The sequence below is a fragment of the Microbacterium sp. MMO-35 genome (genome assembly GCF_037147555.1).
In the GTDB taxonomy this organism is placed as follows: Bacteria; Actinomycetota; Actinomycetes; order Actinomycetales; family Microbacteriaceae; genus Microbacterium.
In genome coordinates this window covers 69,206-94,980 of record NZ_JBBCVH010000005.1, presented here as the reverse complement: position 1 = coordinate 94,980, position 25,775 = coordinate 69,206, and the positions used below count along the sequence as shown (strand labels likewise).

General features: G+C 71.5%; 20 protein-coding genes. 4 read left to right on the top strand and 16 right to left on the bottom strand.

What is annotated here, in order from left to right; translation table 11 throughout:
* Positions 1 to 38 precede the first annotated feature (38 nt).
* Both WFJ01_RS12035 and WFJ01_RS12030 read left to right on the top strand, forming a co-directional pair.
* The gene (locus tag WFJ01_RS12035; protein ID WP_336629145.1) at positions 39 to 920 is read left to right on the top strand and encodes a hypothetical protein; all 882 of its coding nucleotides are present in this window, start codon (positions 39 to 41) and stop codon (positions 918 to 920) included.
* Between the two features lie 4 nt (positions 921 to 924).
* A complete protein-coding gene (locus tag WFJ01_RS12030; protein WP_336629144.1) occupies positions 925 to 1,920 on the top strand; it encodes a Gfo/Idh/MocA family protein in 996 nt (331 codons plus the stop codon).
* Positions 1,921 to 1,983: 63 nt separating this feature from the next.
* Here the strand turns inward: WFJ01_RS12030 and WFJ01_RS12025 are convergent, their stop codons facing one another.
* The 3 genes from WFJ01_RS12025 to WFJ01_RS12015 form a co-directional block, all read right to left on the bottom strand.
* Positions 1,984 to 2,226 carry a hypothetical protein gene (locus WFJ01_RS12025; protein ID WP_292888244.1) on the bottom strand — a complete coding sequence of 81 codons (243 nt, stop codon included), beginning with the start codon at positions 2,224 to 2,226 and terminating at the stop codon, positions 1,984 to 1,986.
* Positions 2,227 to 2,398: 172 nt separating this feature from the next.
* Entirely contained in the window at positions 2,399 to 3,346 is a 948-nt protein-coding gene (locus tag WFJ01_RS12020; RefSeq protein ID WP_336629143.1) for a histidine phosphatase family protein, read from the bottom strand.
* A gap of 81 nt (positions 3,347 to 3,427) precedes the next feature.
* The gene (locus WFJ01_RS12015; RefSeq protein WP_336629142.1) at positions 3,428 to 6,070 is read right to left on the bottom strand and encodes a glycoside hydrolase family 3 protein; all 2,643 of its coding nucleotides are present in this window, start codon (positions 6,068 to 6,070) and stop codon (positions 3,428 to 3,430) included.
* 158 nt (positions 6,071 to 6,228) lie between these two features.
* On the opposite strand from WFJ01_RS12015, the gene WFJ01_RS12010 reads away from it, so the two are divergent.
* Positions 6,229 to 8,511, top strand: a complete 2,283-nt coding sequence (locus WFJ01_RS12010; protein WP_336629141.1) for a glycoside hydrolase family 3 N-terminal domain-containing protein — start codon at positions 6,229 to 6,231, stop codon at positions 8,509 to 8,511.
* Between the two features lie 43 nt (positions 8,512 to 8,554).
* On the opposite strand, the gene WFJ01_RS12005 is transcribed toward WFJ01_RS12010, so the two are convergent.
* The 13 genes from WFJ01_RS12005 to WFJ01_RS11945 form a co-directional block, all read right to left on the bottom strand.
* On the bottom strand, positions 8,555 to 9,136 hold the full coding sequence (locus WFJ01_RS12005) for a TetR/AcrR family transcriptional regulator (protein ID WP_251444330.1): 582 nt from the start codon (positions 9,134 to 9,136) through the stop codon (positions 8,555 to 8,557).
* A gap of 10 nt (positions 9,137 to 9,146) precedes the next feature.
* On the bottom strand, positions 9,147 to 9,764 hold the full coding sequence (locus tag WFJ01_RS12000; protein WP_251444328.1) for a TetR/AcrR family transcriptional regulator: 618 nt from the start codon (positions 9,762 to 9,764) through the stop codon (positions 9,147 to 9,149).
* Positions 9,765 to 9,843: 79 nt separating this feature from the next.
* A complete protein-coding gene (locus WFJ01_RS11995; RefSeq protein WP_251444327.1) occupies positions 9,844 to 11,193 on the bottom strand; it encodes an MFS transporter in 1,350 nt (449 codons plus the stop codon).
* A gap of 139 nt (positions 11,194 to 11,332) precedes the next feature.
* Complete coding sequence (locus WFJ01_RS11990) at positions 11,333 to 13,495, bottom strand: CapA family protein (RefSeq protein ID WP_336629140.1); 2,163 nt, start codon at positions 13,493 to 13,495, stop codon at positions 11,333 to 11,335.
* The gene (locus WFJ01_RS11985; protein ID WP_336629139.1) at positions 13,492 to 14,532 is read right to left on the bottom strand and encodes a D-alanine--D-alanine ligase family protein; all 1,041 of its coding nucleotides are present in this window, start codon (positions 14,530 to 14,532) and stop codon (positions 13,492 to 13,494) included. The genes WFJ01_RS11990 and WFJ01_RS11985 overlap by 4 nt, the downstream gene beginning before the upstream one ends.
* Positions 14,421 to 15,677, bottom strand: a complete 1,257-nt coding sequence (alr, locus tag WFJ01_RS11980) for an alanine racemase (protein WP_336629138.1) — start codon at positions 15,675 to 15,677, stop codon at positions 14,421 to 14,423. Before alr ends, WFJ01_RS11985 begins: the two co-directional genes overlap by 112 nt.
* Before the next feature lie 133 nt (positions 15,678 to 15,810).
* Positions 15,811 to 17,304, bottom strand: a complete 1,494-nt coding sequence (locus WFJ01_RS11975; RefSeq protein ID WP_336629137.1) for a lipase maturation factor family protein — start codon at positions 17,302 to 17,304, stop codon at positions 15,811 to 15,813.
* A gap of 141 nt (positions 17,305 to 17,445) precedes the next feature.
* Positions 17,446 to 18,054: a DUF305 domain-containing protein gene (locus WFJ01_RS11970; RefSeq protein WP_336629136.1), complete on the bottom strand. Its 609-nt coding sequence runs from the start codon at positions 18,052 to 18,054 to the stop codon at positions 17,446 to 17,448.
* 107 nt (positions 18,055 to 18,161) lie between these two features.
* On the bottom strand, positions 18,162 to 18,650 hold the full coding sequence (locus WFJ01_RS11965) for a hypothetical protein (RefSeq protein ID WP_336629135.1): 489 nt from the start codon (positions 18,648 to 18,650) through the stop codon (positions 18,162 to 18,164).
* Between the two features lie 120 nt (positions 18,651 to 18,770).
* Positions 18,771 to 19,700 (bottom strand): glycine betaine ABC transporter substrate-binding protein, encoded by a 930-nt coding sequence (locus WFJ01_RS11960; RefSeq protein WP_336629134.1) that lies wholly within the window; start codon positions 19,698 to 19,700, stop codon positions 18,771 to 18,773.
* A complete protein-coding gene (locus WFJ01_RS11955; RefSeq protein ID WP_336629133.1) occupies positions 19,693 to 20,640 on the bottom strand; it encodes an ABC transporter permease in 948 nt (315 codons plus the stop codon). Before WFJ01_RS11955 ends, WFJ01_RS11960 begins: the two co-directional genes overlap by 8 nt.
* The gene (locus WFJ01_RS11950; RefSeq protein WP_336629132.1) at positions 20,637 to 21,959 is read right to left on the bottom strand and encodes a quaternary amine ABC transporter ATP-binding protein; all 1,323 of its coding nucleotides are present in this window, start codon (positions 21,957 to 21,959) and stop codon (positions 20,637 to 20,639) included. The genes WFJ01_RS11955 and WFJ01_RS11950 overlap by 4 nt, the downstream gene beginning before the upstream one ends.
* Positions 21,960 to 22,285: 326 nt before the next feature.
* Positions 22,286 to 23,437, bottom strand: a complete 1,152-nt coding sequence (locus WFJ01_RS11945; RefSeq protein ID WP_336629131.1) for a class I SAM-dependent methyltransferase — start codon at positions 23,435 to 23,437, stop codon at positions 22,286 to 22,288.
* A 143-nt stretch (positions 23,438 to 23,580) separates the two neighbouring features.
* On the opposite strand from WFJ01_RS11945, the gene WFJ01_RS11940 reads away from it, so the two are divergent.
* Positions 23,581 to 25,605, top strand: a complete 2,025-nt coding sequence (locus WFJ01_RS11940; protein ID WP_336629130.1) for a DUF5107 domain-containing protein — start codon at positions 23,581 to 23,583, stop codon at positions 25,603 to 25,605.
* The last annotated feature ends 170 nt before the right edge of the window (positions 25,606 to 25,775 follow it).

Sequence of the window (25,775 nt, the reverse complement as noted above, 5' to 3'; positions counted from 1 at the left end):
TGACGGCGCGGATCCGAGCGGCATAGGCTGAGGGCATCATGGATCCTCTGCAGCAGGTCCTCCAGTGGCTCGGCCACTACTGGTGGATCATCTTCCCCGTCATGGGCATCGCCGGCGGAATCGCGCGACGGTGGGAGATCGGCGCGCGTCGCCGGCACGAGCGCCGCATGGAGACCCTGCGCCTCAAGGGCGAACTCAAGGCCGCACAGTTCGCCGCCCGGGGCGGCGTCGCCCCGCAGCTGTCGCCGCGCCGGGCCGCCGCACAGCAGGAGAACTCCGCGAAGGAGCTGCTGCAGCGGCTGTTCGCCGAGCACGACGAGATCACCGCGCGCTGGCTGGACTATGAGCTCGACGTCGCCAAGATGATCGCGTTCCCCGCGATGAGCGACGGTCGTCAGCCGCTGACGGCGGCGTTCCTGCGCGCAAAGAAGACCGCGGACGCCCTGCGCCCCTCGTCCGCGGACGCCAAGGTCACCGAACAGCAGGTCTCCGAGTACCTCGACGCGGTCGGCGCCTACGCGGTCGCCTTCGAGGTCGCGGAGAAGGACGCGCGGCGCCTGCGCGACTCCACCTTCACCGAGGACGAGCGCAAGCGTCTCGAACGCGCCCAGCACATGCTGAAGGTCGCCGTCGATCAGTCGGCGACCCCGGCCGAGCGCCAGACGGCCTACCGACGCGTTCGCGAGGAGCTCGACGGGCTCATCGACCTCTCCGACGCCGCGGTGGAGAACCTCGAGAAGAAGGTGGCCCTGCAGCTCGAACAGGGCCATGCCGCAGCCCCCGCCGCCTCGGCCGAGGGGACCGCGACGGATCCGGTCGCGCAGGAGGATCCCGCCCCGCTCCCGGAACCGCTGCCGGTGCGGGAGCCGCGCACGGATCCGCTCCGGCAGGCCGCCCCGCTGCCGCGCCAGGAGCCCTGAGCCGATGGCGGAGCAGGCCCCGCTGCGCGTCGGCCTCATCGGCGCCGGCGGGATCGCCGCCGCGCACCTCGATGCCTGGCAGGCGCTCGGCGCCGACTGCGTGATCTCGTCGCGCTCCCGGCCCGAGGCACTCGCGGCGCGGTTCGGCGTGGCGATCGCCGAGGACGCCGAGGCGCTCATCGACCGCGTCGACGTCGTGGGGATCCTGACCCCCACTCCCACGCACCTCGATCTGGCCCTGCGCGCGATCGCCCGCGGCCGCCACGTCGTGTGCGAGAAGCCGCTCGCGACGGGCGCCGCCACGGCCCGGACGATCGCCGATGCCGCGGCCGACGCCGGGGTGCGGCTGTTCCCCGCGCATGTGGTGCGCTACTTCGCGGCGTACCGGCGGATCCAGGAGCAGGTCGCCACCGGGACGATCGGAGCGCTGCGCTCGCTGCGGCTGAGCCGTGCCGGCGCGGGCCCGACCACGGCGTGGTTCTACGACGAGGGCGCGGGCGGAGGTCTCATCCGGGACCTGCTCATCCACGACATCGACCAGGCGCTGTGGCTCGCCGGCCCCGTGGCGTCCGTGGTCGCCCGGCAGGATCCGCCGAGCGTCGACGGCCGCCTGTCGGCCCCGGTGACGGCGTCCGTCGAGCTGCGCCATGGGACCGGGGTGACGACCCGGATCAACGGCGGCTGGCTGGGCGAGGGCGCGCCCGTCCGGACCACGATCGAGGCGACGGGGTCGGCCGGGGTGCTCGCGCACGACAGCGCCGCGGCGGAGGCGCCCGCTCGCGCCGATGCCTCCGGTGCGGACGGCGCCGACGCCGGGTACCTTCCGCCGCAGACGGAGGACCACCCCTACCGCGCCCAGATCGCCGACTTCGCGGAGGCGATCCGCACGGGGCGGCCCGCGCGGGTGACCCCGGCCGACGGCATCGCCGCAGTGGCCGTGGTGGACGCGGCCTACGCGTCGATCGCCGCGGGCGGCGCCGCCGTGCCCGTCCCGGCGTAGGGCGGGCCCGTCCCGGCATAGGCCGCGCCCGTCCCGGTGCAGGGCGCAGCGGCGGTCAGGGGATCAGGATCCGTACGGGGTCCGGTAGTCGAACCACCAGCCGCCGCGGAACGGATAGCAGGAGCGGTGCACCTTCGTCCACGACGAGTTGTAGGTCCGCTCCGCCGCCTTGCACTTCGCATAGGTGCCGTAGGGCCCCATCGAGGTGACGGAGTACGCGTTCGCCGGGATGACCGTCCCGAGCACCAGCGCGCCCGACAGCGCACCCGCGAGAACCAGCTTCCTGCCGAGTCCGAGCTTCTTCATGATCTCCTCCGATCGTCCGGGCGGACGCGTTCCACGTCCTGCGCCGAGCCTCCCGCATGGCGTCCGCGCCGCCAATGGGGAGAACTCCCCATCCTCATCGGCGGCACCGCGCGGTCCCGGATCCGGGCGCAGCGCGGGAGCGGATCCCGCGCTGCGCCCGTGCCGCGTGCGCTCAGGGCTGCGGGTAGTAGGCCTTGCTGCCGACGGGGCCGTCGATCGTGAAGGATCCGTTCTTGTAGATCACCTTCGTCACGCCGAGGTTCGGCACGCCGGCCGGCGGCATCGTCGGGGCGGCGCCCGTCGTGTCGCGCATGTCCGGGGCGCCCGCGAAGCACGAGATCGAGAGGCCGCTGGAGACGACGAACACGGTCTTGTCGTTCTTGTTCACGGCCTTGGTGGCGATCTCGGTGAGGGCGTCGGTCATGCGCGCGTCGACATCCGAGCAGTCCTCGGCCGGCAGACCCAGCTCCGGGGCGTCGGCGACGGCCTTGATCGCCGTCATCATCCCGTACAGGCCGTGCTGGGCGATCGCGATGCCCTGCATCGTCTGCCACCCGCCGTTCTGCCCGTTGGCGTCGGCCGGGGCGAGCGGGGCCGCGTCATGGTCGATCGTGTAGCCGAGGTGCTCGGTCGCGGCCGTCCACAGCTCCTTGTTCTCCTTGCCCTCGTACTTGCCGAAGTTCACCTCGCGCAGCCGGGCGTCCTGGGTCACGGTCAGCTTCGACTGCCCCGCGCCCTGCAGCGCATAGGTCGCGGTCTCGAAGTGCCGCTTCCCGTCGGCCGAGTAGGCGGCGGCGAACCGGCCGACGGCGGCGGCGAGGTTCTTCCCCACGGCGGCGGCGAGCGGACGCCCCTCGTCGAGCTTGCCGACCGGCGCCGTCGCGATCGGCTTCGTGCCGACGAGCAGCGGCGAGTCCGACCAGCCCTGCACCGTGTCGGTCTGGTTCAGGATGGTGCGGCCGTGCCGGGTCAGGTAGATCGTGACGACGCGGTCCGGCTTGCTGTTGCCGGCTCCGACGGCGGTCGACGGCTGCGCGGCCGCTGCCGAGACGGCCGTGAGAGTGGTCGCCGCGAGCAGCGCGGCGGTGACGGCCGCGGTGCGGATGATGCTCTTCTTCATTCTTCTTCTCCTTGAGGGTGGAGGATCCGGGCGCGACGGTGCACCCGGATCCCGTTCGGGGGTCTTGCGCGGATCGGCGGCTCAGAGGGCGAGCGGCGCGCTCACACGGATGTCACGGGATGAGGCTCCGACCCGGATCTCGGCGGTGCCGGCCGCCGGCGCCCAGCCGTGCGCGTCGACGTCGTAGTAAGAGACGGTCCTCCGGGGGATGCGCACGGTGACGCGCTCGGAGCCGCCGGCGTCCACCCGCACCTTCGCGAACCCGGCGAGCTGCTGCGGCGGCATCGGCACGGGGGCGACGACGTCGCCCGCATAGACCTGGACGACGACCGCTCCCGGGCGCCCGCCGGTGTTGCGCACGGTCACGGTCGCGGTGCCCGCCTCATCGCCGTCCGACGGCACGACGACGAGATCCTCGAACTCCCACGTCGTGTAGCCCAGGCCGTGCCCGAACGGGAAGGCGGGCTCCAGGTCGTGCGCATCGAACGCGCGATACCCGACGAGCACCCCCTCGTCGTAGTGCACCCGGCCGTCCACCCCCGGATAGGTGCGGGCGTCGCGGGCGGGCGTCTGCGAGAGGGCGACCGGAAGGGTCAGCGGCAGCCGTCCGCCGGGCTCCGCAGCACCGGTGAGCACCCGTGCGAGCGCATCGCCCTGCGCCTGCCCCGGATACCACGCCTGCAGCAGCGCGGCCGGGTCCGCTCCCCACCCCGTGACGTCGACGGGCGCACCGGTCATCAGCACGACGACGGTGCGCGGGTTCGCCGCGAGCACCGCGCGGATCAGGTCGTTCTGGCCGCACGGCAGCTGCATGCTCGGGCGGTCGTCGGCCTCCGCCTCATAGCTGCGCACGACGACCACGGCGACGTCGGCGGCGGCCGCGGCCTCGGCCGCGCGCGCCACGTCGGGCGAGAAGACCCCGGCCGGCGGCACCCAGCCGAGCCGCAGCTTCGCCCCGAGCAGGAACCCCTGGGAGGGGTGGTCGGCGGCATAGGACATCCGGATCCCGTAGGCGCGCCCGGCCTGCAGCCGCACGACGACCTCGTCGACCGAGACGTCGGGCTGCCCGCCGTCTCCGCCCCAGCCGTACGGGCGGGGCTCGTCCTCGGCGGGGCTCTCGGCGACGGCCTCCGCCGCCACGAGGTCGATCAGGGCGTCCGTGTCGGCGACGACCTCGGCGGATCCCGATGCCGCCACCACCCTGCCGTCGAGCTCGAACGTGTACGAGCCGAGCGTCGTGATGACGAAGCGGTAGGAGCCCGTGACCGGCACCGTCAGGGTTCCGGTGTAGCGCGCCGACATCTGCGCGTTCAGCTCCGTCGGGAGCTTCTCGTACCGGGCCGACGCGGCGTTGAAGCCGGGGAAGTTGTGGAAGCCGTGCATCAGCTCGACCTGGCCGTCGATCCGGGACACCAGCGGTTCGCCGTCGAACGAGGGGTTCGCCCAGTACTCGGCGTGCAGGCCGACCTCGCCCGAGGGCGCGCGGAAGAAGCTCGAGCCGATGGGGTCGGCCCCGGGCAGCAGCGCACCGGGGGTGACCGGATCACTGCCGTGCTCCACGACGATGTCGACCTCGTCGCCGAGCGCGCGACGGAGCCCGTCGAGGGGCGACACGCCACGGGTCGGGTTCACCTGGGAGCTGCCGCCGCCCTGCGCGCTCCAGGCGTCGACGTCGGGGCCGATCAGCGCGACCCGGCGCACGCCGCGAAGCGGCAGGATCCCGTCGTTGCGCAGCAGCACCATGCCGTCCTCGGCGATCGCCTGGGCGACGTCGTGGTGCTGATCGACGGCGAACTCGGCGACCCCCACGGGGTTCTCCGCCTGCCCCATCCCGATCAGGGGACGCAGGATGTTGCGCACCTTCTCGTCGACGACGGCCTCGCTCACGCGTCCGTCGTGCACCGCGGCCAGCAGCTGGCCGCCCCAGAAGCCCTCGTTCGGCTGCTCCTGGTCGAGTCCCGCGTTCGCCGCCTCCGCCGTGGAGTGGTTGGCGCCGTAGTCGCTCATGATCCAGCCCCGGAACCCGAAGTCGTCGCGCAGGATGTCGCGCAGAAGCTGCGGATGCTCGCACGCGTAGTCGCCGTTGAGGCGGTTGAACGAGCCCATCATCGAGGCGACCCCGCCCTCGCGGACGAGCGCCTCGAACGGCGGCAGATACAGCTCGTGCATGGTGCGCTCGTCGATCACCGCGTCGACGCTCGACCGGTGGTCCTCCTGGTTGTTGATCGCGTAGTGCTTGGCGCAGGCCTGCACGCCCTGGTCCTGGATGCCGCGCACAACGGCGACGCCGATCGCCGACTGCAGCAGTGGGTCCTCCCCGAACGACTCGAACGTGCGCCCTCCGACGGGCACCCGGGCGATGTCGACGGCCGGTCCCAGTGAGACGTTGTGGTCGGTCGCCCGGCATTCCACCCCGATGACCGTGCCGTAGGCGGACGCCTGCGCCGGATCCCAGGTGGCGGCGAGGGCGATCGGCGCCGGCAGCGACGTGGCCTTGCCCCCGTGCACGTCGCCCTTGTTGATCCGCACCCCGGCCGGTCCGTCCGCCATCTGGATGTCCGGGATCCCGAGCCGCTGCACTCCTTCGGCGAAGAAGCCGAAGTTCCAGTTCAGGTCGCCCGTGACGAACGCGACCTTCTCCTCGAGCGAGAGCTGCGCGAGGATCCCCTCGACGCGCTCGTCGGTGGCTGCGGAGTCCCAGTCGGCGCCGGACTTCTCAGACATGTCACCCTCCATCGGGCCTGGCGCATCGCCTCGTTGCGATGCGCGAATGGCACCGAGTCTGGCGTCAATACCTAAACGAGTCAAGTATTCGATCGCGATGAGTCGAACAATCCCTTAATTGCTTAGGTTTTCGATTCGGCTATGCCAGGATGAGCGCCATGACCGCGCCCCTGCCGTTTCAGGACCCTTCGCTGCCGACTGCCGTGCGGGTGGCTGATCTTCTGGGTCGGTTGTCGGTGGAGGAGAAGGTGGGTCAGATGTTGCAGCTGGATGCGCGGGATGATCTGGCTGATCATGTGCTGCGTCGTCATGCGGGGTCGGTGTTGCATACGTCGCCGGAGCGGATCGTGGAGGCGAACCGGTTGACGGCGCTGACGCGGTGGCGGATCCCGTTGCTGGTCGGGGAGGACTGCATTCACGGGCATTCGTTCTGGCCCGGGGCGACGATCTATCCGACCCAGTTGGGGATGGCCGCGTCGTGGGATCCGGTCCTGGTGGAGCGGGTCGCGCGGGCGACGGCGGAGGAGGTGTCGGCGACGGGGATCCATTGGACGTTCTCGCCGGTGTTGTGCATCGCCCGGGATCTGCGGTGGGGGCGGGTCAGTGAGACGTTCGGGGAGGACCCGTTCCTGATCGGGGAACTCGCGAGCGCGATGGTCCGCGGGTATCAGGGGGAGGGTTTGGGGGATCCGACGGCGGTCCTGGCGACGGCGAAGCATTTCGCGGGGTACTCGGAGACGCAGGGCGGGCGGGACGCGTCGGAGGCGGATATCTCACGCCGCAAGCTCCGGTCGTGGTTCCTGCCGCCGTTCGAGCGGGTCGCGCGGGAGGGGTGTCGCACGTTCATGCTCGGGTATCAGAGCACGGACGGGGTCCCGATCACGGTGAACGACTGGCTCCTCTCGGACGTGCTGCGCGGGGAGTGGGGGTACACGGGCACGTTGATCACGGACTGGGACAACGTGGGCCGGATGGTGTGGGAGCAGAAGGTGCAACCCGACTACGCCCACGCCGCGGCCGCCGCGGTCACCGCGGGCAACGACATGGTGATGACGACCCCGCACTTCTACGAAGGGGCATTGGAGGCCGTGCAGCGGGGGATGCTGTCCCCGGACGCGTTCGACACCGCCGTGACCCGCATCCTCACCCTCAAGTTCGACCTCGGCCTCTTCGAGAACCCCCGACTCCCCTCCGAACAGCTGCCCGCGATCGTCGGATCCCCCGCCCACGCCGAACTGAACCTCGACATCGCCCGCCGCTCCCTCGTGCTGCTGCGCAACGAGGGCGAGCTGCTGCCGCTCGCCGGCGGGTTCGCAGCGGATCGGGCGGGCCGGTCGTCGGGCGGAGACCCCGCCCCGCGACGGATCGCCGTGCTGGGCCCGCTCGCGGACGACGCGCAGACGCAGCTCGGCGACTGGGCGGGCGGATCCGGACAGGCGGATTGGATCGACGGGCAGCCCCGCGAGATGATCACGACCGTGCTCGACGGGATCCGCCGGCACGCCCCGGAGAACTGGAGCGTCACGCATGCGCGCGGCGCCGACATCCTCACGCTCGCTCCCGACCCGGCCGGCGCCGCCTTCCCCGACGGGCAGCCCCGCCCGCCGGTGGTGTCACCCGCCGCCGTCGACGAGCGCCTCCTCGGCGACGCCGTGACGGATGCGACGCGCGCGGACGTCACCGTGGTCGTCGTCGGCGACCGGATCGAACTCGTCGGCGAGGGCCGCTCGACCGCGACCCTCGAGCTCATCGGCGCCCAGAACGCCCTCCTCGACGCGGTGGCCGCGACCGGGACGCCGATGGTCGTGGTGCTGATGGCGTCGAAGCCGCTCGTGCTGCCGCCGTCGGCGCGGAACGCGGAGGCGATCGTCTGGGCGGCGAACCCCGGCATGCAGGGCGGCCGTGCCGTGGCCGAGCTGCTCCTCGGACTCATCGAGCCGCAGGGCCGGCTGCCGATCTCGTTCGCCGCGCACGCCGGTCAGCAGCCGACCTACTACAACCAGATCCGCGGACAGCACGGCGACCGGTACGCCGACCTCACGCAGGATCCCCCGTTCGTGTTCGGCGAGGGCCTGTCGTACACCTGGGTCGAGTACGAGGATCTCGTGCTCGACGCCGAGGAGCTCGCACGCGACGGCGTGCTCGGCGCGGAGATCACGCTGCGCAACGTGGGCACCCGGCCGGTGCGCGAGACCGTCCAGGTGTACGTGAGCGACCTGATCACCTCCGCCAGCTGGACGGATCAGGAACTGAAGGCCTTCCGCCAGATCGACCTCGAGCCCGGCGAGGCGCGGCGGATCCGCATCGAGCTCCCGGTCGCCGACCTCACGATCGTCGACGCCACGGGCCGGCGCGTGGTCGAACCCGGCGAGTTCGAGCTGCGGATCGCCCGCTCCAGTCGCGACGTCTGGGCGCAGCGCGCCCGTTTCGCCGTGCGGTGACGCCCGATCCGGCGACGCACGGCGCCGGTGCGGGGAACGCCGATCAGGCGGCGTGCGAGACCGCGACGATGCCCTCCCAGAGGCGGCGCAGGCGGGCCACCATGTCGACCGCGTGGTCGTTGAGCCACTGCAGCTGCAGGCCGTCGGCGGCCGCCACCAGCAGGTCGACCGCGGCCGAGACGTCGACCGCGGGGCCGATCGTCCCAGAGTCCTGGGCGCGATGGATGACCCCGGAGAGCCCGTCGCGCAGCCACGCGTACCGCTCGAGGAAGAAGGCGTGCGCGGGATGCTCGGGGATGCTCGCCTCGGCGGAGAACTCCACGTACAGCCTCACCAGCCCGGGCACTTCGGCGTTGTGCGCGATGACGGCGAAGAAGCCCTCGATGGTCGGATCCGGCGCGAAGAACATCTCGTGGTCGCGGATGTCCCGCGCGCGCAGCACCTCTTGATACAGCTCCTCGCGCGAGGCGAAGTGATGCATGAGCCCGGCCTGGGTGAGACCGACGCGCTCGGCGATCTCACGGTTCGACGCCTTCCGGCATCCCTTCACCGCCACCACTTCGAGCGCGACGGAGAGGATCTCCTCGCGCTTCGCCGCCCCCTTGGCATACGGGCCCCGCTTCACGCATGCCAGACTACGTGTTCGCGCCCCGGTCCTCGTCGAAGGACGCCGCGCAGAGTGCGCGCCACAGCTGCCGAAGACGACCAGCCATGTCGACCTCCCTGTCCAGCAGCCACTGCACCTGCAGGCCGTCGGCTGCCACGATCATCTGTTCGGCGATGTCGGGGGCGCACGCCGCCGATCCCATCTCCCCGGACTCCTGGGCGATCCGCACGTCGCCGGTCAGCGCCTCCCGCAGAGCGGCATACCGCTGCCGGAAGAACGCGCGCGAGGGGTGCCGAGGATCTCCCGCGACCTCGGCGGAGTACTCCGCGAACAGCTGCACGAGCCCCGGCACCTGCTGGTTGTGCTCGATCACGGCGATGAATCCCGCGATGCCGACCGGTGCGCGCGCGAACAGCTCCTCGTCGTGCTCGTCACGGGCCTGGATGATCGCGCAGAACAGCTCGTCGCGGGAGCGGAAGTGGTGCATGAGCCCCGCCTGGGTCAGTCCGACCCGGCGGGCGATGTCGCCGATCAGCGCACCGCGGCCGCCGCACTCGGAGATCACCTCCAGCGCGGCATCCAGGATCTCGGAACGTCGCAGCACGCCCTTCGCGTACGAACCGCGCGCCCGCGTCTGCTCGGTCATGGCCTCCCCCTTGCCTCGTCCCGGTCGCCGACGACGAACGGGCCGAGGGACATCGATGTCCCTCGGCCCTGTCGTCGCGCTACTTCACCTTCTTGATCGGGAAGATGACGACCGCGCCTATGAGTCCTGCGACCGCGCAGAGTGTGAACCACACGGTGTAGTTCGATCCGTTGGCCCCGCCCGTGCCCAGCAGCACGAAGCCTCCGATCATCGGCGCGAGGGTCTGCGGCAGCGCGTTCGCGATGTTGAGCACGCCGAGGTCCTTGCCGGAGTCGTCCGGGTTCGGGAGGACGTCGATCACGAGGGCGAGGTCGACCCCGACGTAGATGCCGTACGCCGCCCCGAGGAACAGCTCGAGGATGTAGTAGGACGGGATGTCCTGGACGAAGATCAACGCGAAGGTGCCGACCGCGAAGAGCGCCGTCGCCACCCAGACGAAGACCTTGCGCTTGCCGATCTTGTCGGAGAGCATGCCCGCGAGCCAGGCGGTGACCACCAGCGCCCCCGTGTACACCAGGGTGGTGTTCGCGATCAGGAGCCCGATCTCCTGTTCCGGGACCTTGAGGTGGTTGATCAGATACCCGAAGCGGAACGCGGTGAAGCCGAAGGACGCGAACGTGATGAGGAACCGCGACCACCATGCCAGCGCGAAGTCGGGCTCCTTCACCGGGCTGACCCAGATGGTCTGCAGGATCTCCCCGAAGCTCATCCGCGGAGGACGCACCGGGAGCACCTTGTCTGGCAGCACGAAGGCGAAGACGATCATCGCCCCGATCGCGAGGATGGACGGGATGACGAAGACGATGAAGAGGTTGAAGGAGAACCAGCCGGCGACGTAGACGCCGCCCACGATGCCGGCGTTCTGCGCGATGCCGAGCGCCGCCGTGATCTTTCCTCGCTGGAACTTCGGCACCTGATCGGCGAGAGTGGCGACGAACGGCGCGAGGGTCATGTTGGCACCGAGCTGCGCGATCGCCCAGCCGACGGTCGCGATGAGGAGGCTCGTGCCGGTCGCCATGAAGACGAAGCCGATCGTCATGATGATCGTGCCGAGCACGATCCAGATCCGGCGTCGGCCCCATCGGCTGGTCGTGCGATCGGAGACACGGCCGAAGATGACGTTGGCGAGCGTCGCGAAGAGGGCTCCCACGCCGCCGAGGATCGCCTGGGCGGAGTTCAGGCCGGCGCCCGTGTTCTCCACGGCGCCGATGTGCTGGAGATCGAGGATCTTCAGCCCGATCCCGACGATCGCCGGGCCCAGCAGGGCCACGAAGAAGATGAACTGGGCGACGATCAGCCAGAAGACGAAACTCTTCTTCGCGGGCTCCGTCGGCTCCTGAAACCAGTGGTGCTCATGCGAGCCCAACGTCCTGCTCGCCGCGGTCATCCCGGATGGATTGCCCGCAGCGGATCCGCTGACAGAACTCATACCTGCCTCCTTTGGCCGGTCGAGGAGGAGAGCGGACGCCACACTGCGCCGCCAGGGAGCTCCGTCCCTCGTGCGTGAAAACCTATACGCTTCAGGTTTCCGCCGCAAGAAGATTTCCGCCGCACGGGGTCGCCGGGTCTCACGGCATCGTGATCACGCCGTCCGCACCGACCGTCACCGCGTTCGCCCCGAAGTCCCGGCGTCCGCGCTGGTCCATGAGCTGCGCGGCCCCTCCCGCGGGATCGGGCAGCGGGATGCCGTCCGCATAGTCGAACCGGACCGACCGCACCTGACCGGCGACCACGGTCCCGTCCGCACGCATCCGGATCGAGAGGTACGCGCCGTAGCGCGTCGCCGGATCCTTGCCGAACACGCCTCCGCCGCCGAAGTTGCCGAGGCTGTAGGCGATGAGGCGGCCGTGGTACCACTCCATCCCCCGGAGCACGTGAGGGCCGTGCCCGAGGACGAGGTCGGCCCCGGCGTCGACCGCCGCGTGGGCGAAGGCGACCGGATCCCCGCGATCCTCGCCGTACATGGACTCCCTGCCCGGGGTGACCACGTCGGCGTTCGGCCCCTCCGCCCCCATGTGCGCCTGCACGATCACGATGTCGGCCCGCGCGGCAGCGGCACGGACGACCGAACGCACGTGCCGGAGGTCGGTGACGCGAGTGAAGTCCTCGTAGGGCGCGAAGCCGATCATCGCCACGGTGACCTCTCCGATCCGCGAGAGGACGATCTCGTCGCGACCCCCCACGGCGCTGATCCCCGCGGCGGCGAGAGTCGCCCGGGTGTCGTCGTAGCCGGCCTGTCCGAAATCACAGCTGTGGTTGTTCGCGAGGTTGAGGATGTCGAAGCCGCGGAGGCCGGCGACCGAGGCGGGATCGCTGCGGAAGGCGAGGCAGTCCGGATCCTTCCCGCACTTGTCGTACCCCGTGTCGGGCGAGATCGCCTGTTCGAGGTTGCCCGTCACGATGTCCTCGGTGAACCAGGGGCGCATCCCGTCGAGATGGCCGGCCCCGCCATCGGAGGGCACCGAACGACTCGCGTCGTAGAGCAGGATGTCCCCGGTCGCGCCGATGCTCACCTCGCCGGCGTGCTGCGCGGGCCGGTACGGGGTCGTCGACGCAGGGGCGGGCAGCGCGACCGCCCCGGTCGCGGCGATGCCGACGGCCACGAGCCCCAGCACCGCGACGGGTGTGCGCCACGGGAGGCGACGGGACGGCGACTCCGCGACGCGGTGCCCCGAGCCGCTTCTCGCGGAGGGGCGACGCCTGGGCAGGTCGAACAGCCACGACAGCCTGTCGCGCGTGATCAGCGCGCCGATCCCGACGCTGACGGCGATGACCGCGGCCGTGAGGACGACGGGCAGCAGCACGGCCGCGGCCAGCTGCACCGGCCGTCCCGCGTCCGACACCGGCTGCGCCACGAGGGCATCGGCGAGCGCGAGCACGGGCATGTGGATCACGTAGATCTGCAGCGTGCGCGTGCCGAGCCGGGCCAGACCGCGCCCGAGCCGGGGCACCCTCGCCAGTAGCGGCGCCCAGGCGATCCCCGCCCCGACGCCGAGGAGGGCGAGCGCCGGCCACACCCCGGGAACATGCTCCACGCCGGTCGCCCGCACCACCGCGAAGGCGCCGAGGTAGAGCACCGCCCCCGCGCTCGCGAGCAGAGGGCGGCGGCGGGCGGCGAACCCGATGATCCGCCGCGAGAAGGTCGTGCCGATGAGGAAGAAGAGCAGGTTGGCGAGCAGCGATCCACGGTTGCTCACGACGTCGACGAGTCCCGCGCCCACGGCGATCGTCAGTGCGGCGGCAGCGGCCAAGGGGATCCAGGACGGCAGGCGACGCAGCCCCTTCGCGACGAGGAAGTAGAGGGCGAGCGCGTAGAGGTACCAGGCGTTCGGCGGGCTGATCGCGATCGCCTCGACGAACTCCGCGACGGATCTCGGGATCAGAGTCGGGAAGTCGGGGAACGCCCACATCGTCACCATGTGGATGAGCGTCCAGAGGAGGTACAGATACAGGAAGCGCACGACCCTGCTGCGGAAGACCGAGGCCCAGGGCCGGGCCACGGCGTTCGCGGCGAAGCAGCCGGAGATGAGGAAGAACAGGGGCATCCGCACCGGGTAGGTGATGTCGGCGATGAGCCCCCAGGCGCCGGGGATCGGGATCCCCAGCCTCCAGTCGATCGTGAGGTAGCTCTTCATCACGACGTGCCAGAACACGACGAGGACGATCAACAGCCCCTTGGCGGTGTCCGCCCAGTCGAGCCGGGCTCGGGGCGCCGGCCCGACAGCCGTCACGCGGCGGGTCCTGACTCGCTCGGCGCGGCGGAGCGCCGCGCCGTTTCCTGCTCCTCATCCTGAGCCGGCGGTTGTGCGGCGTCCAGGAGCTCGGCGATCAACCCGGTGTAGTCGAGACCCATCGCCGCGTACATCAGCGGCACCTGGGAGAGCTCGGTCATCCCCGGCGTCGTGTTCACCTCGTTGAGCACCGGGCCTTCGGCGGTGAGGAAGAAGTCGAAGCGCGCGACCCCGGCGCACCCCAGCGCGTCGTAGAGCCGCGTCGCCGCCGAGCGGACGGCCGCCTCGTCGGCGGCACCGATCGGCGCGGGCACCGTGAAGCGCGCGCTGCCGTCGTACTTCTCCGTGGCCCCGAACACGTCCCCGGGCGCCACGGAGATCTCGAGCGTGGCGCCGACGCGCAGCCCTCCGCGCCGGTCACGGAAGACGGCGACGTCGATCTCCCGGCCGGTGACGTACTCCTCGATCAGCACCGGGTCCCCGAAGGCTCTCGCTCGGTCGACGGCGTCGACGACCCCATCGTGATCCGCGACGACGAAGACCCCGTTGCTGGATCCGCCGCTCGCGGGCTTCACGACGAAGGGCGGAGTGAGACCGTCGGTCACCACATCGGGTCCGGATCCGGATCCGGATCCGATGAGACGCGCGCTCGCCGTCGCGATCCCGAGCGACGCGGCGAGCAGCTTCGTGGCGTGCTTGTCCATCCCCAGGGCGCCGGCACGGACCGGAGATCCCGCGAAGGGGACTCCGCACAGCTCGAGCAGCCCCGCGATCGAGCCGTCTTCCCCGCGGGCTCCGTGCAGCACGGGGAACGCGGCGTCGCAGCCGGTGAGGAGCTCGACCGCGCGATGGGCGGGCAACGCGGCGTCCTGCTCGTCCCGCCAGGTGCCGTCCTCGCCGATGGTGAGCGGGACGGCGGTGTGCCTCAGCGCGCGGACAGCGCGCGTGACGCCGGCCGCGGACGCGAGGGAGACCGCGTGCTCGTCATTCGCGCCGCCTCCGATGACGGCGATCCGGCGGCGGGTGTGCTGAGGCATCGTGGCTCTCCTGGTGGGGGCGTGGGACGGGGGGATGCGTCGAGGGTGCGACGGATGCGGGAGGCGCGGGCGCCGACGCCGGTCACGATCTCGTGCTCGATCGTGCGCGCCCAGGCGGCCCACTCGGCGACAGTCGGCTCCCCGTCCCGGCCGGGACCGAAGACCGTGACGCGCTCGCCGGGCCGCAGCAGCAGGTCGCCGGTGTCGACGACCACCATGTCCATCGAGAACCTGCCCACCAGCGGTCGTCGCTCGCCACGCACCAGCACCTCTGCCCTCCCCGAGGCCGCGCGCGGGAGCCCGTCGGCGTAGCCGAGCGGCAGCAGCGCCAGGCACGTGCGGGATGGGGTGACGAAGTCGTGGCCGTAGCCGACGCCGGTGCCCGCCGGGGCCTCACGGGAGGACACGACCGTCGAGGTCAGCGTCAGCGCCGGCCGCAGGTCGTCGGTGGTGCGGGACGGATCGATGCCGAAGAGGCCGGCACCGATGCGATGCAGGTCGTACCCGGCCGCCGTGCCGGTGAGCGTCGCGGCCGTGGCGGCGAGGTGCAGGAGATGCGGGCGCAGGCCGCGCCGACGTGCGGTCCGGATCGCGTTCTCGAACACCAGGCGCTCGCGCACGTTCTGCTCGTTCCGCGGGTCGTCGGCACAGGACAGGTGTCCCATCACGCCCACCACACTCAGGGCCCCCACGGCCTCCTGCGCGCGTGCGAAGGCGCACAGCGTCGCCCACTCGCGCGGCGGGCAGCCGTCGCGGCCCGTGCCGACGTCGATGTGCAGATGAAGACGGGCCCGGATCCCCGTCGCACGCGCTGCCCCGGCGATCACGGAGAGCAGCTCGAGGTGCGGGACCGCGAGATCGATGCGCGCGCGCAGCGCCGACTCGACGTCGGCGTCGGGCGTGTTGAGCCAGCTCAGGATCGGAGCGTCGACGCCCGCTCGACGCAGCGCGAGCGCCTCTTCGATGCTGGTCACGCCGATCGATCCCGCACCCGACTCGAGCACCGAGGAGGCGATGTCCCCGTGCCCGAACGCGTCCGCCTTGAGGACCGCCATCAGCCGTCCACCGGTCAGGGCATGGAAGCGCGCGGTGTTGTCGCGGAGCGCATCCTCGTGGACGACGAGTTCCGAAGCGGGCGATCGCATGGTTCGAGTCAACCGACGCCGGGGTTGCCGGGGCGTATGCGGTTATCGATATGCGGACGATATGCGCACGCCCCCGGACGGCCGTGTGCCTCCGGTGCCGTCGGCGCCGGGAGCGGGAGCACGCGCCCCGCTGTTAGTCCTCGCCCAGCGACATCGGCCTCGCCACGACCCGGCGGCGGTCGCGCACCCACACCCGACCGCTCTCGCGGTGCTCGGCACGGGTGGTGAACCGGTAACGATAGGCGACGGCGCGCACCTGCGCGGGCCGGGCGCCGTCGAACGGATCGTGCCGCAGCAACCGGAGCGTCGGCGGATCCGCCTCGAGCAGTCGCACCAGCAGCATCGCGAACCAGTCCTCGTACAGGCGCCCCAGCGGCAGGAACCACATCAGCCAGTCCAGACGCAGATGGTAGGGCGCGAACTGCGCAGGGACCCGGTGCAGATCCCCGGGCTTGCCCTTGAATCCGTACTCGCGCCACTGCCCGCCGACCGGATCCGGATCCGCGTCGGGCAGCATCGTGCCCTCGACGACGATCTCGATCCGCTCCTTGGTGACCGTGCCGAACGCGCCAAAGGCGTTCGCGAGCTGCCAGCGGTTGAACGAGGCGTTCATCGCCTGCCGACGCGAGAACAGGTTGCGCACCGCGGGAACCGAGAGCCACACGTACAGCGCTCCGACGCCGGTCGTCACGACGACCCAGGGCAGCCATTGCCCGCCGATGATCCACGGCGGCGCGGTGACCGCATGGCGCGGGGAGCCCGAGGGGATCCCGACGGCCGAGAACGCGAGCACGATCGTCGCCCAGTTCAGCCACGCGAAGTTGCCGGTGGACACGAGCCACAACTGGGTCGCGATCACGACGCCGGCGCCCGCGGCCCCGATGATCGCGGGGACGGGGCCCGGGATCCAGAGTCCGAGGATCGGCGCGAGCAGCAGCCACGGGGCGGCAAGCTGGGCGACGTGGTTGCCGACCACCTCGAGCCGGTGGAACCACCGCGGCAACAGGTGCGCCTGCCGGCTGAGCGGGCCGGGCATGGGCTGGGTCTCGTGGTGGTACATGAGCGCGGTGAGGTCGCGCCACTCACTCCCCCCGCGGATCTTGATCATGCCGGCGCCGAATTCGAGCCGGATCACGAGCCACCAGAACAGCACGATCACGACCGTCGGTGGCGGCTCGGAGGCGGATCCGAGGAACGCGGCGAGGAACCCCGCCTCGAGCAGCAGCATCTCCCAGCCGAAGCCGTAGAAGGTCTGCCCTATCGACGAGATCGACATGTACCCGAGCCACAGCAGCAGGAAGCACGCCATCGGCACCCAGGGCGGCGCCAGCTGCGGGAGGCCCACCACGAGCGTCGCCGACAGCACGATCCCTGCGACGCACAGTGCGACGAGCCGCCGATCGGTGTACCGGATGCGCAGGAACAGGGTCGGGCGCAGCAGCCGTCGGGCGCGAGCGGAGTTCCCCGCCCAGGCGAGCAGCTCGGGCGCGGGCAGCAGCCCGTGCTCGCCGAGCAGCGCGCGGAACTGGTTCAGCGTGCTGACGAACGCGACGAGGTAGAGCGCTGCGATGCCCCGCTGGAGCACCTCCCGCGCGAAACCGAAGTCGACCGCCGCGAAGCCGTCCATACCGGAAGGCTACGCGCGGCCCGCGGATCCGGACAGGCCGACGACATCCGCCCACCGTGGCTCGCCGGTCGCGGCGTGCGGCGATCCGTCCGGATTCGACGCAGACCGCGACCAGCGAGCAGGGCGGCCCGGCGGCGGACGTCAGAGCTGCGCCAGGAGCTCCTTCATCTCGGCGATCTCCGCGGTCTGCGCGGTGATCACCGTGGCCGCGAGGGCGAGGGCGAGGGGGTCCTGGCCGTCCGCCGTCTCGGTGCGGGCCATGGCGACCGCGCCCTCGTGGTGCACGATCATCTGCTGCAGGAACAGCTTCCCGGCCTCGCCGCCCGGCGCCGTCTCGAGCGCCGCCATGTCGGTCTCGCTCATCATGCCGTCGCCGTGGCCCATGGATCCGGGCGCCGCCGACGGCACTCCCCAGTCGGCGAGCCAGCCCCGCATGGTGGCGATCTCAGGAGCCTGCGCGGCCTTGATCCTGGTGGCGAGATCGGTGACGCGGGCGTCGACGCCGGTCTTGGCGAGGAGCATGTCGCTCATGTCGATCGCCTGCTGGTGGTGGTCGATCATCATGGTCGCGAACATCGCGTCAGCGTCGTTCGCGGATCCCTGGGTCGTCCCGGCCCCGGGAGCGGTCGCGCCGTGCGACATCCCGGACATCCCGGAGTGATCGGTCGAGGGAGCGCAGGCGGTGAGGGCGACCCCGGCGAGGGCGATGGTGCCGATCGCGAGGGCGCGGGGGAGGGTGCGGATGGTCATGGTCTCTCTGCTTTCGTCGTCGATGGCGCGCCTCGCCGGACGGCGGGCGCGGAGTCGCTCGGGGGCGTCCGCCGGATCAGGGATCTCGGGGGCGCACCGGCGTCGACTCATCTGCGACTGATGCAGAGCAGGGAGATGCTCGGAGGGCGCGGATCCGCCGGGTCGTTCGCCGCGGAGGCGACGACTGGCGCGGCGGGCGCAGGCCGGAGGTCCTCCGCGGGCGGCCCCGGCACCGCGGCGGGAGCGACCGGGGCGAGCACGCACGATGACGCCATCGCGGCGTGCTCGGCGCAGTCCGCGCAGCCATGCGCGGGGGCGGCGAGCGCGGGGTGATCCGCGGACGCGGCGCTGCTCCCGGACGACGGCTGCGCGGGCGCGGCGACCGCCGGATGCTGCGCCTCGTCTGCGGCGAGTCCGACGGGGACGGCGCCGGCCATCGGCACGTGGTGCGGGGAGGTCTCCCCCGCCGCCATCGGCGCCCCGTGACCGGCGAGCACGTGCATGCCAAGCAGGCCGGCGATCACCGCGGCGACGATGAGCAGGATCCGCAGCGACCACGCCGGCGACGTGCCGCGGTCCTGGATCCCATACCCCACGGGGGTAGAGCATACCCGCTCGACTCCCGTGGGGTATGGGATCCCGGACTGTGCGACGTCGTTTCGCCTCGGTCGGCCGCTCCGCGCCCGTCCTCGCTCAACGACCCCGAAAGTGCCGGCTCACTTCTGCATCCAGTCGAACTGGCCGCCGTACTTCTGGATCCAGGCGTCGATCGCCTGCGGCTCCTTGCCCTCGCCGAACTGGTTCACGACCATGTCCTCGAGCGACCCGTACTGCGCGTCGTCGAGCGTGATCTGCCCGATCAGCTTCGCCGCGTCCGGGTGCTTCTCGGCGAAGCCCTTCGCGCCGAGGAAGTGCAGCCCCTCGGGCTTGCCCATCGCGCCCTTCGGATCCTTGAGGTCCTTCACGGGGAACGCGCTGTTGGCCCAGAACGGACGCCACAGGGTGACCGCGATGTCCTGCTTCTTGTCGGTCGCCGATTTCAGTTCGGTGAGCATCGCCGCGGTCGACGACGTGACCAGCTGGTACTCGCCGTCGAGGCCGTACTCGGGCATCATCTTCTGGGTCTGACCGGTCAGGCCCGCCCCGGGCTCGATGCCGATGATCTTGCCGTCGAACCGGGATCCCGCGCCCTTGAGCTGATCGATCGAGTCGATGTCGGTGTAGGTCGGCACGGCGATCGTGAGACGGGCGTTGTCGTAGTAGGTGCCGAGGTCGTCGATCGAGCCCTGGTACTTGTCCCGGTACGCCTTCTGGGTGACCTCGGGCCAGGCCGACGGGAAGACGTCCACATCGCCCTGCGACAGCCCCGCGTACAGCGGGCCGGCATCGGAGAGCGTCTGCATCTTCACGGCGTAGCCGAGCTTGCCGAGCTGGTCCTGCAGCAGATACGCGGTGCTCAGTCCGTCGGTCCAGCTGGGCAGGAACCCGATGGTGATCGTGCCCTTGTCGCCCTTGCCCGCGTCGTTCGCCGGGGCCTTGCCCGCCATCTCCAGCGTGCCGCCGGCGCCGTCGCTCGCGCATCCGGCGAGGGCGAGCACGGCCGCGACGCCGAGCGCCGCGAGAGTGGTGATCCTGCTCTTACGCATGCTGCAGCTCCTTCTCCTCGGCGGGTGCTTCCGGGCTCTGGGCGACCACGACCGTCGATGCGGCCTGGCGACGCGCGGCGCGACGACGCGCCAGCATCCCGAGCAGCGAGTCGGGGTGCTCGCCGAGCGACCCGAGCGACGCGGTGACCCGGTCGAGGAAGACCGCGATCAGCACGACGCCGAGACCGGCCTCGACGCCCTTGGCGATGTTGACCGTCGAGATCGCCTCGACCACGAGCTTGCCGAGACCGTCGGCCCCGGCCATGCCCGCGATGACCGCCATCGACAGCGCGAGCATGATGACCTGGTTGACGCCGGCGAGGATCGTCGGCATCGCCAGCGGCAGCTGGATCCCGCGCAGGATCTGGGCCGGTGTGGCGCCGAACGACTGCCCGGCCTCGACCGTCTCGGAGTCCACTCCGCGGATGCCGAGCTCGGTGAAGCGCACGCCCGGGGGCAGGGCGAAGATGACCGTGGCCACGAAGCCCGGCACGACTCCGATGCTGAAGAACACGATCGCGGGGATCAGGTAGACGAAGGCGGGCATCGTCTGCATGAAGTCGAGCACGGGCTTGAGCACCGCACGGACGGTGGCGTTGCGCGCCGACCAGATCCCCAGGGGGATCGCGATCAGCACGGTGACGAGACCCGCGACGAGCACGAGCGCGAGAGTCTGCATCGCGGGGACCCACAGGCCCATCGCGACGATCACCCCGAACGAGAGCACGGTGCCGATCGCCAGCTTCCACGAGCGCACGAGCCAGGCGATGAGCGCGGCGACGATGATGACGACGTAGAACCAGGGCATCAGCAGCAGGAAGCTCAGACCGTCGACGAGGAACGACACGACGGTCGAGACCACGTGCAGCAGGCCGTCGAGGTTGGCCTTGATCCAGTCCACCGCGACGGCGACCCAGGATCCGATGGGAAGGACGTTCATCGGGTGACCTCCTCGGTCGGCGCTTCCGGCGTGGTCGGCGAGGCTCCGGCGGCGGGGGCGGTCCACCCGTCGTCGAGCACGGCGTCGACCTCCGCCTGCGGCAGCGGCAGCACCGGCAGGTTGATCTCGCCCGTGGCGCCGGCACCGGGGCCGAGGGCAGCGAGCAGGGTGATGCGCGGGATGACGCCGACGAGGCGCCCCTCCGCGTCGGCCACGGCGAGCGGCAGCGGCGACTCCACGGCGGGGATGAACAGGTTCATCAGGATCTCGTCCTCGTCGACCACCTGGGCCGCGGGCTTGAGCACCGAGGTGATCCTGCTCTCGCCGCGACGGATCAGCTTGACGACGTCGCGGTCGGTGACGATGCCGACGAGCTTGCGATCGCGGCCGACGACGTAGGTCGCGGACATGAACGCATCGCGCATCTGCTTGAGCGCGGTGCGCGGTCCGGCGTTCTCGGAGACCACCGGACGCGGGCGCTCCATGACGTTCGCGGCGGTGAGCACGCGGGCGCGATCGACGTCCTGCACGAACTGCTCGACGTAGCTGTTCGCGGGGTCGGTGAGGATGTCCTCCGGCGTGCCGATCTGCACGATGCGGCCGTCGCGCATCACCGCGATCCGGTCGCCGAGGAACATCGCCTCGTTCAGATCGTGCGTGATGAACACGATGGTCTTCTGCAGCTTCTGCTGCAGTTCGAGCAGCTGCTCCTGCATCTCGCGGCGGATGAGCGGATCCAGTGCGCTGAACGCCTCGTCCATCAGCAGGATGTCGGTATCGGCGGCGAGCGCACGGGCGATGCCGACGCGCTGCTGCATCCCGCCGGAGAGCTCGGACGGCAGCTTCTCCCCCTGCCCGTCGAGGCCGACGAGGGTGAGGATCTCCGCGGCCTTGGCGAGACGCTCGGCCTTGCCGACGCCCTTGAGCTCGAGCGGGTACGCGACGTTCGCGGCCACGGTGCGGTGCGGCAGCAGGGCGAAGTGCTGGAACACCATCGACACGCGGTCGCGGCGGATCTCGCGCAGCCGCGAGGCCGGGATGCCGGTGATCGGGTCGCCGGCGACGAGGACGGAGCCGTCCGTCGCCTCGTGCAGCCCGTTGAGCATGCGGATGATGGTGGACTTGCCGGATCCGGACAGTCCCATGATGACGAAGATCTCACCGCGGTTGACGGTGAAGCTCGCGTCGATGACGGCGGCGGTGCCGGCGTCGGCGACCTCGGATCGGCTCTCCCCGGCCTTCAGCCTGCGGATGGCCTGGTTCGGGTTCCTCCCGAACACCTTGAACAGATGACGCGCTTCCAGAGCGGTTTCGGACACGTTTCCCCCGCGGCCTCACCCCGGTGGGGAGGCCTGCATCGGTCTCGCCCGGGTGATGATCACAGGGCCGTTTCGAAGGGAGCCATGCCGGCGGCGCAGGAGGAGGATTTCGGATCCTCGACAGAGATCATCGACCGTACGCCCACGCCTCTTCGTGCACAGCAGAATCGAAAGAAGGACGCGGCCGCGGACTGGTCTTGGGGCCATAAGGCCCGCATTCCAACGTAACGACATCCTGATCCGGAGGCAAATCCGCGGCCGACGACCGAGGGTCGGGGGTCGCGTCCGGACCCATCGATGCCCCGTCGGGCACGGCCGCAGGGCGGTCAGCGCCGGACCGACCTCGTCACCGTGAACTTCGAGGTGCGGACGAGCTGCACGGTCTCGCCGACCGCCGCCGACAGCGCCCGGCGATGGTCGAGGTGGGAGTTGAACACGGTCCACACCTCGCCGCGCGGACGCAGCATCCGCGCGGCCGCGTCGATGAGGCGACGCCCGGCCCCCTCGTGCACACTCGCACCCAGGTGGAACGGCGGATTCAGCAGCACGAGATCCACGGAGCCGTCCGGGATCCCGGATCCGGCGTCGTCGAGCGTCACGGTCACGCGATCGGCCACGCCGTTCGCCGCCATCGTGGCGCGCGCCGAGCGCACCGCGGCCGCCGACCGGTCGGTGGCGACGACCCGCGCCCCGGGGAGCGCGAGGGCCAGCGACGCGGCGAGCGCGCCCGTGCCGCAGCCGAGATCGACGGCCGTGAAACCGTCACCGCGGTCGAGGGCGACGAGCTCCGCCGTGCGGTCGCGCATCACGTCGAGCAGCACCCGGGTGCCGATGTCCACTCGGTCGGCGGCGAACGCCCCGCCGTGCGCGCACAGGGTGAGCCCGAACTCGGGGTGGGTCCTCGACATCGGGAAGGGAACATCCTGCGACACCGGACGCGGTTCGGACGCGACGATCAGGCGCGACTTGCGCTCGCCCCGCTGCGGCTGCACCCGCGCGAAGAACCGTGCGAGCACCTCGTTCTGCGCCAGGGTCATGTGCTTCACCCGGCCGCCGGCGAGCAGCACCGCATCGGGCGCCGCCCAGCGCGCGACCGCGTCGGCGATCTCCTCGAGCTCGGCGAGCCCCTTGGGCAGCTGCAGGAGCACCAGCCGCGCGCCGTTCAGCAGCTCCGCGTCGAGCTCGTGCGGCGCGAAGCCGCTCAGCCCGAGCGCATCGGCGTTGCGGGCAAGGGCGCGGCGCCCGGTGACTGGATCCTGGTGCACGCGCACGCCGTCGAGACCGGCCGCGACGAGCGGGAGCGTGAGCGCGCCGTACCCGTCGCCGATCACGGCGACCGCGGATCCGTCGATGCCTCGGTGCGCGGCGTCCGCCAGGGCCGCGGCGACGAGCAGCTCATCCGTCGCGTCCCAGGCCTGAAGGTTCGGCGCCTCGACGTCGGGGAACCGGCGCAGGCGCGCAAACGGGAACTCGGGCACCCGCCCAGCGTACGCGGGCCCCTCCGAGTCGTCTCCCTGAGCACGGTCAATAGGTCGTGCTCAGGGAGACGACTCGGAGGGGCGGAGCGGTCCGGATCCGATTCCTTCCCCGCGCACAGCCCCGACGGGGATACTGGATCCTGATGAGCGCAACGTTGACCGTCACCCAGGTCGTCCTCCCCACCGCCCCCGTCGGATCCCCCAATCCCCTCCCCGCGATCGCCGCCATGCCCCAGGCGCCCTACGAGGCCGCCACCGACGGGCTGCCCGCCGAGATGGCGGCGAACATCCGGTACGGACAGGTCTCCACGATCCACCCGTATCTGATCCAGGACGGCTACGACCGCGACCGCACCCCGGCGCCGATGCGCGTCGCGGTGCTCGAGAACGATCAGGTGCGCGCCGAGTTCGCCCTCGACCTGGGCGGGCGCCTCGTGCGCCTCCTCGACAAGACGACGGGCCGCGATCTGGTGTATCGCAACGCCGTGCTGCAGCCCGCCAACCTGGCCCTGCGCGACGCCTGGTTCTCGGGCGGGGCCGAGTGGAACATCGGCATGCGCGGGCACTGGCCGCTCACCGCCGATCCGCTCTACGCCGCCGAGATCACCGGTGCCGACGGCGAGCCGATCCTGCGCCTGTGGGAGTACGAGCGGGTGCGCGGACTGATCCTGCAGATCGACGCGACCCTCGAGGGCGCGGCCCTGCACGTGCGCGTGCGGGTACGCAACCCGCGCGATCGCGAGACCGGGATGTACTGGTGGACCAACATCGCCGTCGCCCAGACGGCGCAGAGCCGCGTGTTCGCCCCCGCGGCCCACGCGTACATGACGGGCTACGACGGCACCCTCGGGCGGGTCGACCTGAACGCGGCCGACCCGCGCTTCCCCGCCACCGCGCCCGCCGCGGCGGATTACTTCTTCGACCTCGCGCCGGGACTGGCGACGGCGGAGGTCGGCGGCGCCCCTGCGGCGCGCCCCTGGATCGTCGCCGTCGACGGCGACGGCTCCGGCCTCGCGCACGTCTCGACCGCGCCCCTCATCGGGCGCAAGCTCTTCGTCTGGGGCGATACCCCGGGCGGGCGACGCTGGTGCGACTGGCTGGGCGGCGAGACCGGCGCCTACTTCGAGATCCAGGCCGGGCTCGCGGCCACGCAGTACGAGCACCTGCGGATGCCGGGCGGCGCGACCTGGGAGTGGACCGAGACGTTCCTGCCGCTCCAGCTCTCGGATCCGCGCCTCGACGGCGACTGGGACGAGTCCGTCGCCGAGGTGGGCGGACAGGTGCTGCGCGCCGCCGACGCCATCGGATCCGCCGGCGTCGCGCGGCTCGAGGCCGCCGCCGACATCGCACCGGACGCGCTGCTCTCGGTCGGGTCGCCGTGGGGCGCGCTCGAGCACGAGCTCGCCGCTCGCAGCGGTTCCGCCTTCGCCGCCCCCGCCGGGGTGCGCTTCGTGCGCGACGGCGAGGAGGGCGCGTACTGGGCCGCGCTGCTCGACGCCTCTGCGGCACGGGCCGAAGCCGGTGGCACGGCGCCCGACGGATCGGGAGGCCACGGGAGCATCGTCGAGCCCGACCCGCTGGAGGCCCCCGCGTCCTACGTCACGGGCGACGAGTGGGATCATCTGCTCGCCGAGGCGCCCTCCACCTGGCTGACCCACTACCACCGCGCCGTCGCCGCGCACGCCCGCGACGAGCACGGCACCGCGATCTCGCACTACGAGGCGTCGCTGCGGCATCGGCGCAGCCCCTGGGCGCTGCGCGGGCTCGGGATGGCGCTGCGCCAGTCGGACGGCGGCACCGCCGCGCAGGCGCAGGGCATCAACCGGCTCGCCGAGGCGCGCGACCTCGCGCCCGACCTCGCACCGCTGACGCTCGAGCTCGCCGAGGCCCTGCTCGCCGACGGGCGGGCCGAGGAAGCAAGCACGCTCCTCACGACGCTGCCGGCCGAGCTGCGCGCCCTCGGGCGCTTCAAGGTCGTCGAGATCCGCGCCGCCCTCGCCCTCGGGGATACGGAGACCGCGGGCCGGATCCTCGAGGAGCAGTTCGACGTGCCGAACCTCCGCGAGGGCGAGCTGAGCATGTCGGCGCTGTGGCACGAGGCGTTCCCCGGTCGCCCCGTGCCGTCCTGGTACGACTTCGAGATGGCGCCGGAGGGCGCGGAGGGCTGATCGCCGGCACGGCTCGCCGTGAACGATCCTGCGGGAGGGCGCACCGGAGACGGGGCAGGTAGCCGAATACGTGGTTCTGCGGATCGCGATCGACTCGCACACGAGAGAACGTGGTTCTGACTCCGTGCGCCTCGCCCTGGGACGTCGCACGGAAGTCACGGACTCCGGGG

What these genes read in the sequence shown, in the direction of transcription:
- WFJ01_RS12035 (WP_336629145.1), top strand. Translation starts at nt 39, where the DNA reads ATGGATCCTCTGCAGCAGGTCCTCCAGTGGCTCGGCCACTACTGGTGG.
- WFJ01_RS12030 (WP_336629144.1), top strand. Translation starts at nt 925, where the DNA reads ATGGCGGAGCAGGCCCCGCTGCGCGTCGGCCTCATCGGCGCCGGCGGG.
- WFJ01_RS12025 (WP_292888244.1), bottom strand. Translation starts at nt 2,226, where the DNA reads ATGAAGAAGCTCGGACTCGGCAGGAAGCTGGTTCTCGCGGGTGCGCTG.
- WFJ01_RS12020 (WP_336629143.1), bottom strand. Translation starts at nt 3,346, where the DNA reads ATGAAGAAGAGCATCATCCGCACCGCGGCCGTCACCGCCGCGCTGCTC.
- WFJ01_RS12015 (WP_336629142.1), bottom strand. Translation starts at nt 6,070, where the DNA reads ATGTCTGAGAAGTCCGGCGCCGACTGGGACTCCGCAGCCACCGACGAG.
- WFJ01_RS12010 (WP_336629141.1), top strand. Translation starts at nt 6,229, where the DNA reads ATGACCGCGCCCCTGCCGTTTCAGGACCCTTCGCTGCCGACTGCCGTG.
- WFJ01_RS12000 (WP_251444328.1), bottom strand. Translation starts at nt 9,764, where the DNA reads ATGACCGAGCAGACGCGGGCGCGCGGTTCGTACGCGAAGGGCGTGCTG.
- WFJ01_RS11995 (WP_251444327.1), bottom strand. Translation starts at nt 11,193, where the DNA reads ATGAGTTCTGTCAGCGGATCCGCTGCGGGCAATCCATCCGGGATGACC.
- WFJ01_RS11985 (WP_336629139.1), bottom strand. Translation starts at nt 14,532, where the DNA reads ATGCCTCAGCACACCCGCCGCCGGATCGCCGTCATCGGAGGCGGCGCG.
- alr (WP_336629138.1), bottom strand. Translation starts at nt 15,677, where the DNA reads ATGCGATCGCCCGCTTCGGAACTCGTCGTCCACGAGGATGCGCTCCGC.
- WFJ01_RS11975 (WP_336629137.1), bottom strand. Translation starts at nt 17,304, where the DNA reads ATGGACGGCTTCGCGGCGGTCGACTTCGGTTTCGCGCGGGAGGTGCTC.
- WFJ01_RS11970 (WP_336629136.1), bottom strand. Translation starts at nt 18,054, where the DNA reads ATGACCATCCGCACCCTCCCCCGCGCCCTCGCGATCGGCACCATCGCC.
- WFJ01_RS11960 (WP_336629134.1), bottom strand. Translation starts at nt 19,700, where the DNA reads ATGCGTAAGAGCAGGATCACCACTCTCGCGGCGCTCGGCGTCGCGGCC.
- WFJ01_RS11955 (WP_336629133.1), bottom strand. Translation starts at nt 20,640, where the DNA reads ATGAACGTCCTTCCCATCGGATCCTGGGTCGCCGTCGCGGTGGACTGG.
- WFJ01_RS11940 (WP_336629130.1), top strand. Translation starts at nt 23,581, where the DNA reads ATGAGCGCAACGTTGACCGTCACCCAGGTCGTCCTCCCCACCGCCCCC.